Origin of the sequence: Mucilaginibacter corticis (assembly GCF_007558865.1) — a bacterium.
In the GTDB taxonomy this organism is placed as follows: domain Bacteria; phylum Bacteroidota; class Bacteroidia; order Sphingobacteriales; family Sphingobacteriaceae; genus Mucilaginibacter; species Mucilaginibacter corticis.
In genome coordinates this window covers 685,906-700,529 of sequence record NZ_VLPK01000002.1, presented here as the reverse complement: position 1 = coordinate 700,529, position 14,624 = coordinate 685,906, and the positions used below count along the sequence as shown (strand labels likewise).

At 41.7% G+C, this 14,624-nt stretch carries 10 protein-coding genes; all 10 read right to left on the bottom strand.

What is annotated here, in order from left to right; translation table 11 throughout:
* Positions 1 to 63: 63 nt before the first annotated feature.
* The 10 genes from FO440_RS13635 to FO440_RS13590 all read right to left on the bottom strand — a co-directional run bounded on the left by FO440_RS13635 (position 64) and on the right by FO440_RS13590 (position 14,613).
* Positions 64 to 843: an HAD-IIA family hydrolase gene (locus FO440_RS13635; RefSeq protein WP_144248817.1), complete on the bottom strand. Its 780-nt coding sequence runs from the start codon at positions 841 to 843 to the stop codon at positions 64 to 66.
* Between the two features lie 110 nt (positions 844 to 953).
* Positions 954 to 4,604, bottom strand: a complete 3,651-nt coding sequence (locus FO440_RS13630) for an ABC transporter permease/M1 family aminopeptidase (RefSeq protein WP_144248816.1) — start codon at positions 4,602 to 4,604, stop codon at positions 954 to 956.
* Between the two features lie 11 nt (positions 4,605 to 4,615).
* Complete coding sequence (locus tag FO440_RS13625; protein WP_144248815.1) at positions 4,616 to 5,503, bottom strand: ABC transporter ATP-binding protein; 888 nt, start codon at positions 5,501 to 5,503, stop codon at positions 4,616 to 4,618.
* A 113-nt stretch (positions 5,504 to 5,616) separates the two neighbouring features.
* Positions 5,617 to 7,389, bottom strand: a complete 1,773-nt coding sequence (locus tag FO440_RS13620) for a cytochrome-c peroxidase (RefSeq protein ID WP_144248814.1) — start codon at positions 7,387 to 7,389, stop codon at positions 5,617 to 5,619.
* Positions 7,373 to 8,689, bottom strand: a complete 1,317-nt coding sequence (gene acpA / locus FO440_RS13615; RefSeq protein ID WP_144248813.1) for an acid phosphatase — start codon at positions 8,687 to 8,689, stop codon at positions 7,373 to 7,375. Before acpA ends, FO440_RS13620 begins: the two co-directional genes overlap by 17 nt.
* Before the next feature lie 260 nt (positions 8,690 to 8,949).
* Positions 8,950 to 9,225, bottom strand: coding sequence for a helix-turn-helix domain-containing protein (locus FO440_RS13610; protein ID WP_144248812.1), 276 nt, complete (start codon positions 9,223 to 9,225; stop codon positions 8,950 to 8,952).
* 63 nt (positions 9,226 to 9,288) lie between these two features.
* A complete protein-coding gene (locus FO440_RS13605; protein WP_144248811.1) occupies positions 9,289 to 10,737 on the bottom strand; it encodes a sensor histidine kinase in 1,449 nt (482 codons plus the stop codon).
* A gap of 96 nt (positions 10,738 to 10,833) precedes the next feature.
* On the bottom strand, positions 10,834 to 11,316 hold the full coding sequence (locus FO440_RS13600) for a hypothetical protein (protein WP_144248810.1): 483 nt from the start codon (positions 11,314 to 11,316) through the stop codon (positions 10,834 to 10,836).
* Positions 11,317 to 11,417: 101 nt separating this feature from the next.
* Positions 11,418 to 13,571 (bottom strand): FN3 associated domain-containing protein, encoded by a 2,154-nt coding sequence (locus FO440_RS13595; protein ID WP_144248809.1) that lies wholly within the window; start codon positions 13,569 to 13,571, stop codon positions 11,418 to 11,420.
* A gap of 16 nt (positions 13,572 to 13,587) precedes the next feature.
* Positions 13,588 to 14,613 (bottom strand): NHL repeat-containing protein, encoded by a 1,026-nt coding sequence (locus tag FO440_RS13590; RefSeq protein WP_144248808.1) that lies wholly within the window; start codon positions 14,611 to 14,613, stop codon positions 13,588 to 13,590.
* Positions 14,614 to 14,624: the final 11 nt, after the last annotated feature.

Genomic DNA, 14,624 nt, shown 5'->3' with positions numbered 1-14,624 from the left:
AACAAAAAAGCCATTACATATGTAATGGCTTTTTTGTTTAAAAACATTTTTGTGTCCCTCTTATCAACTATTCCACCATTTTAAAGGAAATTCTATTTTATCGACAGATCCGGCAACGAGGTCTGGTTTATACGCAAATTGACTCAATTGTTCTTTGGTAGTAATGCCTGAAAGCACGAGAATGGTTTTGTACCCCATCTGAACGCCACCTTGTATATCGGTTTCCATGGTGTCGCCTATAACAGTAGTTTCTGCTGTTTCCAATCCCAGGTATTTCCGTGCCGAACGCATCATTACCGGGCTGGGCTTGCCGGTAACAAAAGCCTTTCTGCCGGTCGCTTCTTCTATCATAGCGGTTGTTGCAGCAATGCCAAGATTATTCCAGCCGGGTTTCTTGGGTGATGGGTCGCGGTTGGTTGTAATGAACTTAGCACCGGCAAGGATCATATCAACAGCCCGCTGCACCATTTCAAGTGTAAAGTTCCTCCCCTCGCCCAATACAACAAATTCAGGGTCGCTGTCTACCAGGGTGATCCCGTTTTCATGCAGGCTGGTGAGCAAGCCACCCTCACCCAACACATAAGCTGTTCCGTTCGTCGACTGGTCGCCTAAAAATTTCCCGGTAGCCATAGCGCTTGTGTAAACGTGTTTGGTTTCAACCGTTATGCCCAATCGTTTTAATTTACGCACCACCTCCAGGCTTGTTGGTTTGCTATTATTGGTCATAAACGCGAAGGGAATATCTTCGTCAACTAATTTTTTAATGAATTGATCTGCGCCGAAAATAAGTTGTTCGCCGCTGTAGATCACGCCGTCCATATCAATTAATAATCCGTGTTTCATAAAACTGGTTTCTGATCAAAAATAACTTTTTAATGTCATATGCAACAACCAAAGTCAAAAAGGACAATATGTGATTGACCTTAATTTTTCGCCATGTTGATCAGGGAATTTTACAGATCTTTAATATTATCATCAGGAATGCGGTCTATTAGTTTAACATACGGATCGATACCGGCTTTTACCGGTTTACCCTTTACAATAACCGATATGGTATGTTGTCCGGCTTTTAGCTTGTACTTTTTTAAATAAAGCGGGTTGGTTTGCGTACGGCCCAGTTTATCTTCTGTTTCGGCCGCAAACACACCTATATCAATATAGTCGTTCATTTTTAACGCGGGTTTTTCATTACCTGCGCTATCGGCATACATTTTACGGGTGCTTACCTTCATTGTTACTTTGTACTCATCCTTTTTACCCGTTGGTACCGATGTAACATCATCCATTTTATTTTCATAAAGGGTGATCTTATTCCAGGTATCATCCAAGTAATATTTCACACTGTCAGGCACATGTTTATTGATGTACCGATACAGGTCATTACTTCCCGGAAATGGTGGGTCGGGATGAAAGGCGTAAGCATTTCTAAACTCGCGTAAAGCGTTATTCAATGTATCCATCCCTATCAGGTCCTGCAGCCCGTAAAGTATCAAAGACCCTTTTTGATACCACTCGTAAGGCTTATTACAATTGATAAACACATTTTCCTTTTTTGTTTCGCTGGCCCGGCCACGCAGGTAACCATCAAGCTCTTGTTTTAAGAAACGCTTCATGTTATCCCTTCCATATTTGCGCTGGGTAAGTATAAGGGCGGTATATTCTGCCAACGCCTCCGAGATCAGGTTTGATCCTCGTGTGCGGTTAGGTACAACCTGGTGTCCCCACCACTGGTGTGCCAGTTCATGCGCGGTCACAAAATATGCGTAATCAAATTTCTTGGGGTCCCTGAAATCTGTTGTCCAGCCAAATCCTTCTTCATAAGATACGGTATTGGGGAACGATTGCGCAAAGGTTCTGTATTTCGGATACTCCAACAAGCGCATTTGCTTAAACTGGAAAGGACCGTACGATTTAGAATAATAATCGATACCGTCTTTATATGCAGCCATAAAACGGTTAAGGTTAAAAGCATGTGCATAATGATAGTATAATTCAAGCCGCACCTTTTTGCCGTTAAACATGGTAATGCTATCAAATTTAGTAGTGTACCTTGCAGATACTACATCAAAAAACAAATCGACCTTAGGGTCATCCTGTATGTAGTGATAATAGTTACGGCCGTCTTTTTTCCAGGCCTTATCCAGGTAACCCGGCGCAATAGCCAATTGGTCGCCAATTGTACTTACTGTGATATCATAATTTACCAGGTCCGCATCGTCATTAAATAAAAGTGTGCTGATCCCTTTTTTATCTGTTTGTGGCGGGTATTCGTCTTTTTTTTCAGGCAGATGATATTTAGTCCGCTTTTCATCACTATTCAATTCGTTATCCGGATCATAGCCGATAGTGGGTAAACCTCCGGCATAAAAAGTCCCGTTATGAACTATGTCGGTCCCAGAAATATCGTTGGTAAACCCTCTGTAGGCCACAACCGAATTGATTTCAAGTATGGCGCTATCACCGGGCTGCATAATTGCGGGCAACTTGTAAATGCGGTATTTAGCAGTATCTTTTTTTGATCTGAACCAATTAAACTGTCCTCTCTTATACAACAGCGGGTAAGTTACTGCCATATTTTTATTATTGTATTTTACTGTAAAACTTTCAAGCCCGGTTCCATTTAAATGAAGTGTGCTTATAGCCACGCCTGTTTTATTTACCAGTTTAATTATCCCCTTAACCAACACCTTTCTCTCCATCGGGAAGATATCTGCAAACATTTTAAGGCTGGTCACTTTGGGCTGATCCAGCTTTTCATACTTTTTGAGGGTCTTTTCGTATTGTGACTGCCTATATTCAGTTTCGGTTGTGCTTAGATAATCATTGATATAACTTACATTGTAATAGATATATGAGCCAACTGCGAAAAAACAAATTATCAGCCCAAAAAATAAGTATTTGGGCACTCCATGAAATCTTTGTTTAAAAATTGACCAGCGCTCTTTGAATGTTGACACCACACCTCTTGAAAAAAACATAGCAGCAAGAATCAACAGCAGGCAACCAAATATCATCCAGTAAAAATTAAACCAAAATACCGGCCGGGCCATATGCCCTATCCCATCCATGTCCGACCAGATATAATTAGGCATGTATGAATAAAACAGCAGGTTATAATCCATATGCCCGAAATTGCGGAGCGAATACATAATAACCCATATTATGATAGATATACCATGCCCGGCAAACTTATTATTCACAATGATATGCACCGCAAATGATAGCATGATCATTTGTATAAACTGAGGAAAGGTTATAGCATACAGCTCTGTAAAGTAAACATCTAGCCTGAAATCTGTAAAGCCTTTAAACACCTGTACAAGTAGCCCGACAATTAATGGTATTGTAGATAGCGCAAAAGCCAAGGTAATCAGTCCTAACAGCTTTGACCCATATAAAACCCAGTCGGGCGTTGGCAAGGCATCGTTAATGATGGCAAAGCGGCTTGTTTTGTCGCGATGGATAGTTTCGCCGGTATAAAAAACAATGATGATGAAAATAAATAACAGGTAGTCATAATTTTTATACGTCATCAGGTTAACCGTAAGCGGATAATTGGGGACACTATACAACTGATCGCCTATCCAGTAATCAAGCGCCAGAAAAATAACCCCGCCCAGCAAGATCACCCTAAAATAAACATCGCGCACAATGCTCAGGTACTCGATTTTAGCCATGTTAAACATGATGCGGCGATAGTAATTACCGGCAAAACTGATCGAAACCTTTGGCAGTGCCGACAGGTAAGCACGCAGGCCTTCCCCTGTTTCGGCTACCTGTTTCTTCATGCGTCCCCCGCCAAAAAACCGTTTAAAGCTAAAACCAAAATAAGTAGCCAGGAGTATAAGCAACCCAACGCATGCCCATATAATACGGTTATATAAAACATAGCCTTTAATGGGCACCATCAACGTATTTTGTTCGGCAGGGGTATAAAACCTGGTTTCAAGGCTTATGGTATTAAGCGCGAAGGGATCAAGCAGTTTTACCAGGTTTTTATTCTCAATATCCCTGATCAAGAAATTTGAAAGCAGGTAAGCTATCAATAATAAAATACTTGCAGTATAAATGATCTTAACATTACGTGTTAAAGCTACCAGGCCAAAAAAGATAGAAGAAGTAAAAAACAGGTTAGGTATTACGATGCAGAAAAAAGGCTGAAGGAAATAAACCAAATGATTATGGTCAATACGTTTATCAGGCACCCAATCAAACAATGGCCCCAAAAACGTACCCACATATGCCCCGAAAATCAAAGATGTACTAATAAGCAACACGAAAATAAACGACCCCAGATACCTGCCCCAGAAATAACCGTTTTCTGTTATCGGGTAGGCCATGTAGTAGTTTTTGGTATTATAATCTATATCCCTGTATAAGGGCACCCCCATAACGGCCGAACTGACCAGCATCATGAAAAGGCTTAAAAAAGTGAAGATAATGGCCGTAAAAATGGGGGAATTATAATACACCTTTTCTGAACCATTGACCAATCCCGCACCGTAAACCGCGGCAGTAAGCAATAAAAATGTAGCAAAGTATAGATAGGTAGCCGGGCGCTTAAGCCGGTACTTTATTTCAAAAGTAAATATCTGCCAAAACATAAGCCGGTGGTTTAAAGGGTGATCACATCTACTTTTTGAGCTATTTTACTGAAGTAAAAATCTTCCAGGATAATTGGTACAGGTACAAAACCATTGCCCGGGTCTGTATCGCTAAATATCCGCAGGTTAAGCTGCCCTCCTTTTAATTGTGTGGATATGATGCTGTAGCTTTCTTTGTATTTGAGTACGTCATCCTTGTTTATGGTTTTACTGTAGATCTTACCTTCTATTTCGACAATCGCTGCGTCAGGCTCACCTTTATACATCAGTTCGCCCTGGCAAATAATGGCAAAGTCTGAACAAAGCGTACGCACATCCTCTACAATATGGGTAGACAGGATAACAATGGTATTTTCGCCGATCTGGCTTAACAGGTTGTAAAATCGGTTTCTTTCGGCGGGATCAAGTCCGGCTGTGGGCTCATCAACAATAATTAGTTTCGGGTTACCCATTAACGCCTGTGCTATGCCAAAGCGTTGTTTCATTCCGCCGGAATACGTTCCTAAGTTTTTCTTTTTGTCTTTGGTTAAGTTAACCTTATCAAGCAGGGCGCTAACAAGTTCCTTACGTTCAGACTTTACACCGATACCTTTTAGCTGTGCGATATGATCAAGCATCTCTTCGGCAGAAATACGCGGATAAACACCAAAATCCTGGGGCAAATAACCCAATAATTGCCTTACTTCGGCTTTTTTTGCGAGCACGTCAAGATCATCTAAAAATATCGACCCGGTATCGGCTTCCTGCAAAGTAGCAATAGTTCGCATCAGCGATGATTTGCCGGCCCCGTTAGGCCCAAGCAAGCCAAACATGCCCTGGTTAATAGTTAAAGAGATATTTTTAAGCGCGTGTACACCATTAGGATAGGTTTTAGAAAGCGAGTTAATGACTAATTGCATAAAAAGGTTGGTTTTCAGCAATTTAACAATACTATCGTAATTTTTAAAATTTAATTTTTCATCATTGAAATATAATTCCAACTAACATGATGAAAATATCCAGAGATTGGTACTTATTTACTATCTAAGCTTTTAATAAAAGCCACCAGATCTTTTTTCTCTTTGGCTGTTAAATGAAGTGGGCTGGCATCTAAAGTTTGATTATTAATTTTTATCCCCATACCGGCCCCACCGCCATTGTTATAAAAATCAATCACTTCATCCAGCGTTTTAAATACACCGTTGTGCATATAAGGCGCTGTAAGGGCTGTGTTACGTACTGTAGTTGTTTTAAAGGCATGGCGGTTAAAGCTATACGGCGATAAATTATAAAGGCCTTGGTCAGGGTCTATTTGTTTATCAGTCTTTGTATGCGGCACGCCAATTACTTCGGCATCTAACTGCATATATCGGGGCGGCAGCGTACCATTAAACAGCGGCAAATAATGGCAGGTCGAACAGCGGGCCTTGCCCATGAATAAATTAAAGCCTGCAACTTCATTTGTAGTAAGCGCCTCTCTCTTTCCCTGCATATATTGATCAAAACGGCTGTTAAGCGCGGTCAGGCTGCGGACATAGCTTGCCAGCGCATTCATAACTTCCAAAGTATCTATTGACGACCTGTTACGCGCAGGGAAAACTATGGTGAACAATTTACGGTAAATGGTATCCTGCCATAGTTTTTGGGTGGACACCTGCATATCGCCATGCATCTCGTCTTTGTTCTGCACTACATCCCTCACCTGATCTTCAAGCGACGCGGCTCTTAGATCATAAAACTGGGCCGCCTGTAAAGCGGCATTGATGAGCGTAGGCGTATTACGTGTGATAAATTTTTTGCCGGTGATATCCAGATTCTTAGTCAAGCCATCGGTAAAAGCTTTATCCGGTTGATGACAGGATGAACAGCTGCGGGCCATTGTTCCCGAAAGCCGGGGATCAAAAAATAATTTCTTACCCAACATTATCTTATCCGTAGTAGCCGAGTCTGCGGGAGAGGCAGTATAAGCATTGCGGTTAAAAGCATTTGGGGCAAACAGCGTTTCAGCACCTTGATTAAGCAGCCGGTTATAATGTATATCAGGTAAGTTTAACTGATTGTGCAGTGATGTGATTGCCCCGGTAAGCGGGTTAGCGTATTTGGTAAGAAAGACGATGCGGTTAAAATTATCAAAACTTACAGGTTGCTTTAAATAGCTTATAGCTGCTAAGAACAATGGCCCGAGCTTATTACCGCCGGGATAGTTTGCTATCACCTGATTCAGGCTTTGCAACGCGACGACAGATTCATTGAAACAGTTACGCGAGAGCGGGTCATCAAAGCGGTTCAGACCTAATGCTTCGATGCGAAAAACCTCTAACTTAACAGCGTCCAGTATTTGCCAGTCCTGCAAGTCGGCATGATTAAAAAAAGCTTGATATTCTACCGCGTTATCCGCCAGACCGGCCATCAACACTTTTAATTTTTTTGTTGATGATAATCTCCGAAACAACTCCTCTTCTATCATCTGCAATCCATTTGGCTGAATTACCTGGCCGTTAAGCTCGGTTTCAGGCACCGGCGGCCCGTTTACCTGCCTTGTAGTTAAAGGCACAAAATACTCGGCAGCCCATTCTATTTTTTTATAGGCCAACCGCATTTTGATAAACGCCGAGTGTAGTTGTTGAGTATGCGTTGCATCTACAGGAATACGTTTCAAATCCTGGACAGCCATAGCAAAGCTGTCCGCCTGTAACCTTAGCCGGTTTTGTACAGTTTGTGTCGGTGTTGTTTCCCGGAATGCAAACAGACTATAGCCCGTGATCCCAAACGCAACCAGTGCAATGGTCTTAAAACTTGAATGCATGACTCAGCGGATCGGCTTTCTTGTCGCGCTCGTTAAGCGGCTCAAGTCCCCAACGCTTTTCAATGAAAGACAATATACTTACGGTTTCATAACTGGTATGATCTACATAACCCTTTTTGGCAAATGGCGAGATGATCAGCGCAGGAATCCGGGTTCCCGGCCCCCACTTGTCTATCACCGGCGGGGCCACATGATCCCAGAAACCACCGTTTTCGTCATAGGTCAGAATAATTACAACATCCTTGCCATTTGGCCCGTTCAGTACCGCGTTTATTAGTTCCACAGCGTGAGTTTCACCTCCTTTAACGGTCGATTCACCCGGGTGTTCATTTTCTAAGCCGATGGGTTTTACAAATGATACAGCTGGCAGCGTTCCTTTTTTTGCTGCTTCCAAAAATTCTGTTTCGTCTTTAAGGTGTTCTTTACGTCCTAGTGTACCTGCAGCATATTTTGAAAAATAAGCAAATGGCTGGTGATGGTACGTGAATGTAGGCGCAGGTTTTCCCTGCATGATATTGTTCCAGCCGCCCGAATACCAGGCCCATGAAATTTTTTTATCAGACAACCTGTCACCGATAGTTACGCCGTTCTGGGTTGGTACCAGGTTTTCGGGGTTATCTTTTTCCGGGTGGAGATTTATCGAGTTAGCAGTATTTACCGCATAGCCATCGGGCGTTATCATTCCGTCCTTGATTAGCTTACCTGAAGCATCTTCCTTAGCTACCAGCCTCTCTACCGCGTTGGGAAATACCGGGGATGCAGCGGCGATCAGCCATTGATGATTAAGAAATGACCCGCCGAAAGCGCTATGAAAAAAATGATCGCAAATAGTGTATTGTTTGGCAAGATTATACAGCGGCAGGTCTTTGGTATTATAATACCCCATGGTAAAACCTTTGTTGTCATTATAAAGCGCGTACTTATCCATTTTACCGCCATCTATCTGGAATTGCTCCTGGTAAAATCGATGTGTGGGATCAGGGCTGATCTGATCGGCAGCTACGTACTGATCTATATTGAAATAAGTATTTGGCAGGTTGGTAGGGAAAGCACTACTGCGCGGTATTGGCGGCAACGTTGTATAGGGTTGACCGTTTGCATCTAATTGAATAATGTTTTCTTTTTTGGCATTATCAAGGCCCACAGCACCCGGGAACTGCCCCCAAAGGTTATCAAAGCTGTGGTTCTCCATATAGATAACCACTACATGTTTTACTTTATTGATCTGGGCATCGGCCGGTTTCTGTGCTAAACCGACAGCGGCTAACAGCAGTATAGAACTTTTAAATATTGTTTTCATAAATATCAAACGAATATAAAAAGTAAAACGTCAATCACGAGAAAACTCTTCAAGATGTTACTTAATTCAATGACGGGATATTTAAATCTTTAATATTTTATGAAAACGTAAATAAACATGAAGAAATAACAGCACTATCTACGTAATACAATAGCAAATAAGCATCGTAGAATTATCTACGACATAGCTTAAGACATTCACTATAATTAATATAGTGCCTAAAGGTTTACATGTATGCTTGAGGCTCGCTTCCGGTATCCTTATGCTGCCACAAGATCACCTAATGACACATTAAGCAATTGGCAAATGTCATTCAGGTTTTCAACAGTCATAGAATATGTATTACCCAACCAGGCTCTTAGCGGGCGTATTTCCAGGCGCATCAGGGTTGCAAAGTGCTGTCGCGACCAACTATTTTGGCTTAGTATATTTTCTATACGCTCGGCTATAAGCTGACGATTTTCTTTTAAACTGATATCGGCAGGGCTGAGTTTGCTGAGAATAACAGCCAGCAATGAAGTGCGGTTTTCTGTCATAACGTAAGTTTTAAAAGTACTGTGCGCTTAAAGTTAGAAAACGATTTCAGCAAATACAAATTATTAATTAAATTCTAACGTAAAAGTCATGCCCGCACCAGGGCTGCTGCTTGCAGATATGTGCCCACCCATTACTTCTACCTGACTTTTGATCAGGAAAAGGCCGATACCACGTGCATCGCCGTTACCATGAAAGGTGTTGTACATACCAAAAAGTTGATCGCCGTATCGCGTCATATCAATACCGAGGCCATTATCACTAACGGTTAAGATGATTTTTCTACCCTCCTGCCGGGCTTTTAATGTGACCAACAAAGGCCTTTCCGGGTCACGGTATTTTATGGCGTTGGTGAGCAGGTTTAAAAGGATACTATCCAAATAGGCCTGATCATAATCAAACCAAAGATCTTTATCTACTTCATTAACCAATGTACCGTCTACCTGTTGTAATGGCAATTCCATTACCTCAGCTATCTTAAAAACCTGATCGTACAGGTTGAGTGATTTAATGGTTTGTTTGCCTGAGCTTTGTACATCTACAACATTGTTCAGATCTGCAAGCGTTTCCTGTAGATTCCTTGCGTTAACTTTTAACAAGTTAGTCAGCTGTTCTTTTTCCGCCGGATCGGTTTCTTCTTCTAAAAGCTGGGTTATTAGCTGGATATTGCTACCATGCGAACGCAGGTTATGCGAAACAATATGGGCGAAATTTAGCAACCTGCTATTCTGTGCGGTAATTATTTCAAGTGTTTTAACTCTTTCAAACTCCATATGCTTGCGTTCAGTAATGTCCTTAAGCTGCGAAACAAAATATAGCGGAGATCCGTTTTGGTCGCGCACCAGGCTGACATATAACAATGCCCATATTACACTGCCATCCTTATGGAAATAACGTTTATCCATCTGGTATGACCCGATGTTACCATTAACCAGCTGCTGCATTTGATCGAGATCACTCTGCAGGTCGTCGGGATGTGTGATCTGCTGAAAAGAAAGTGCAAAAAGTTCAGGTGCTGAATAACCCAGCATCTCACTTATCTTGGGGTTAACACGCATCCATTGGCCTTTAAGCGAAACCAAAGCCATACCAATGGGGGCAAATTCAAAAGCCTGGTGAAACTGGGCTTCCTGCTCGGCCATTCTATGAAACAAGGCCACCTGTTCGGTTATCTCTTCAAGTGTACCATAAATTGCTATGCAGCGTTCTTCTTCAAATTCAGCCTGTACCCTGATCTTAACCCATTTTTGCCGTCCGTCCTGCGCGGTTATTTGTAATTGACCTATCTGCGGATCGCCGGTTTTGGCAGCCGTTTCAAGCAAATTTTCGATAGCAGCCTTATTATGATAAAAAGCAAGCGAATTGTCAAGACTCATATTGAAATCTTCAGGTACGGCATAGATCTGGCGTACAACAGTATTCCAATAAACCTCTCCGGTGACGAGGTTGCGTTCCCATATGCCGAGACCGGCCAGTGGGGTGACTTTCCGGTATAGTTCAAGTTTTGTTTGCATACGCGTTAGATTTAACGCAAAAAACGCCCTAATTGTTTCTGTATTAGGAACATCAGCAGTTATTTTGTTACATAACCGTGTTCAAACAAGGATTTATTACTTTTTTAGTGAATGCCCAATAAAGTAACCAATAACTAACGCGACGATGATGAGCACCCACCAAATGTACTGACGCATTTGGGCCATATCAACTTTTTTCTGAAGCTCCTGGATCTGCGATTCGTTAGCCAATTTCAGATTTTGCAGGCGCATATTCTGTTGCTGTAATTTAGACAGCGTGCCGCCAATCTCTGCAGGTTTTTCCTGTTCTTGTTTGTGGCGTTTGGTAAAACCACCTTCTTTCAGAAATTTTTCTCCTTTAGGCTTAAGCACCAGCTTTTCAGGCAATTCAAAATTGCCATGTTTGCCGGCCTCGGCAACCAATCCTTCACGGATCAGGATCTGTACCATAGCGAAAGCAGTTGCCTCGTCCTGGTCAAAAAGGCTCATTAACTGGGTACGAGTCAGGCTATCTGGGATGCCAAATGCTTCCAGCATCGCGTCAAGCATTTCGCATTCGTATTCATTCAGTTCAGTCATTACCACAAATTTAGTAATATCACAGCTAATATCAGGCGTTATTAAAAACTTGTTAGCCGATTATAAGCTATTTGAACATTAATAACTAAAATGGGAACCAATTAGTTCACAAATATTTCATCAGCAAATACCCATGATGGCTGGCCTTTTGCAGGATGCCATTGCGGTAATTTATAAATAGGTTTAGCAACCAGTTTAATACACGATATTGGGGCCGATACATTCAATTTACATACCATACCCGTTATAACAGTCGGATCATCTTTCTTTTGCTCACCTGTTTTCAATGTGCTTATCAGTTTTAAATGATCTTTATCTTTACCGCCCCAAACCTGTATTTCGTTAGGCAAAAAGATCTGGTTGTTGATCATTCTGAGACAATTAAATGTGAGTGTATGTGGTGTTACGGGTTGATTGTAATATAATAATACCTGCATATCAATTTGGTATCCCAACCATTTCCCTGCATTGTAATCCATCGTACCCAACTCGCCGTCTGCTAATGCTTTTGCGCCACCAGCCCTGTATTTTTCGTTCGGAACGCTTAATAACTGAACACTGTCAGGCCTGAAACTATCCTTATAAAATGCGGCGCTAACAATGTTGCTGCCATACCAGCCGGGCTTATATGCCTTTGCTTTAATAGTTGAATTATCGGCAATCATAACACCGGGTTGATAAATTGCAGAATGCAGACTATCCGGGTCTGTACCATCAGTTGTATATCGGATGGTCACTCCTTTAATTGGATGGCTGATCACTAATGGTACCGGCTTAGAAAACACAAAAGCAGTATTTTTTATTTGCGGAGAGTTTAGCGGGATAAGTTTGCCATCATTCTTATAACCATCAATTATTTGTACTTTTTTATTAGCGGTTTTAAGCTGTTGAATATCTGTTGCACTTAACCCGCTGTTCCAGATCACCAATTCGTTCAGGCTTTTAAATGCGCCTAACTGATCAAGCGAATGAGGCTTTAATTGTGTGCCGGCAAGTGATAGCGACCGTAAATACTTAAGTGAGGTTAGTTCTTTTAAAGTGCTTCCGGTAATGTCAGTGTAGTTGAGGTTAAGTGTCCGTAGGTTTTCAAATTTGGCGATGGTTTTTAGTTCACCGTCTTTAACAGGCATTTTATGCAGATCAAGCGACACAATCTGTTTTTTAATCTCAGTCAGATCGCTCAACATCTTAGGATCATATGCAGTCCTGTTAAATATGTCAACTGATAAAGCCGGCGAATTTGTGCCTAATTGGTATACGCCTCGGTAATTGCTGTTTAGTTTTTTTATCGTTTTATCATCTGCTGCGGCAAAGTCAAATTGTTCCTCCACAGCTTCGGCCGGTTTTAAAAAAGTTGAGGCTATGGTACGTAAGGAATCACCAGCAGGTAAACTAACTACCTTTTGGTCAAAATTGGCATTATCTTTTATCCAAAGGTAAAGCACCTTCATTTCATCAGGCGTTAGCTGTGGTTTGCCATTTGGCGGCATATGATTTTTCGCGTCATCAGGCAAATGGATCCGTTGTAATAATAAACTTACTTGGGGCTGCCCCGGCACAAATAGTTTACCTGTCTTCCCCCCTTTTAACAACGATGCCTGGTCTGTCAATATTAAACCACCCTTTGATTTTTCGGCATTATGGCAACCATTACATTTGCTTTCAAAAATAGGCTGGATCACGTCCTGGTAAACTATGGCTTTATCAACCGAAACCTGTTTTTTATGCATAACAGGTGCAAGAATAAAATTATCGCCATGCGTAATATCAGCGCCAAAATGCCCGGCTACAATTACAAAGAAAACCAATACTATGGCGTTAACGCGAGCTATAGTAGCGTTGTACCGGCTTTTACCCCTAAACCAATAAATAAATGTTGCTATAAAGGTTACACAAACGCCAAACCATTTATGCCACTGCAGATTTCCGTTTGCATAGCCTGCTTCGTGCGAAAGAAAAAGCCCCATAATAACGGTAATGGCCGAAAAAAGCGCGCCAACCAATAATAATGTTGTAGTAAATTGCTGGTATAGTTTATCGTCTGTAAACTCAGGCATGAAACGAAAAAACTCCAGCAGCATAGCAAGAATAAGCAACACTATCGGAAAATGAAGCACCAGCGGGTGCATACGGCCCGTCGGTTGCAGCCATTGCGGTATCACTATATGACCATCGGCCAATAACAAAAAAACAATAAATATATTTAAGGCAATTAACAGGTTGTCTGCAAAACCTTTATAGCGGCTTATTATCATATAAAAGACAGCAGTATTAAACGCGCGTAAATTTATACGGGTACACCTTGCCCGACGCCCATTGTGCTACATACAGGTTTTCATCATTGTCAACACATACATCATGCGGGTTTAAAAAGATCTTTTCGGCCTGGGCCATTGGTTGTAAAATGCCGTCTTTATATATCGGCTCTGTCCCCCCAATGTTTGATACTACTTTATTATCTTTATCAAGGATAGTGGTAAACCCGGAATTTTCTGCGCCCAAATTCGGCGAGCGTAATACTGCGGCATATAAATGATCGCCTTTAATAACAGGGCGACATACACAGGCACCGGGCAGTTTAATTATTTCAATTAACTTACCATCCATACTAAAGCGTTTAAAGCAATTGCGGGTACGGTCTGTTATCAATAAAGTAGGTGTGCTGTTGCGCCTGTCTATCACAATTCCGTGCGCATTATCTAAATGCTCATCGCCTTCACCCTTGCCGCCAAAAAAGTTTTTCAGCTTGCCATCCTTGTCATAATGGGTAATATATTGTGCCCCATAGCCATCAGCAATAAAGAAGTCGCCATTTGTATCAACAGCAGTTTCGGTTGGCACAAATTCTTCTGCTTTTTTATAAACGCCGGTTTCAAGCGGGACATCAATAGTCATTAATAACTTACCATCAATAGTAGTTTTATAAACCTGGTGTTTTACCGTATCGGTAATGAAAAGAAATTCCGTACCGTTTTCGTTAACCAAAGTTAAACCATGCGCCCCCGGGAAATCATGCCCCCAGGTGGTTAATAGCTTACCTGATTTATTGTAAATCAGCACATTGTTTTTTGTTTCGTTGGTCAGCAACAATATTCGTCCCTTAGCATCCTGCACCATTTCATGGCAATCATTTACCGGGTTTATTTTTGGGTCGGCTTTGCTCCAGGCATTATCCATACGGTAACGCATGCCGTTATGGCCATATACAGACCCTTTATCCTTTGCCAAAAGATCTTTGGTTATAAAAAAACTTGCAGATACTATAGCACTCTGCTTTACAAAACTCCTTCTTTCCATGTTTGATTGGT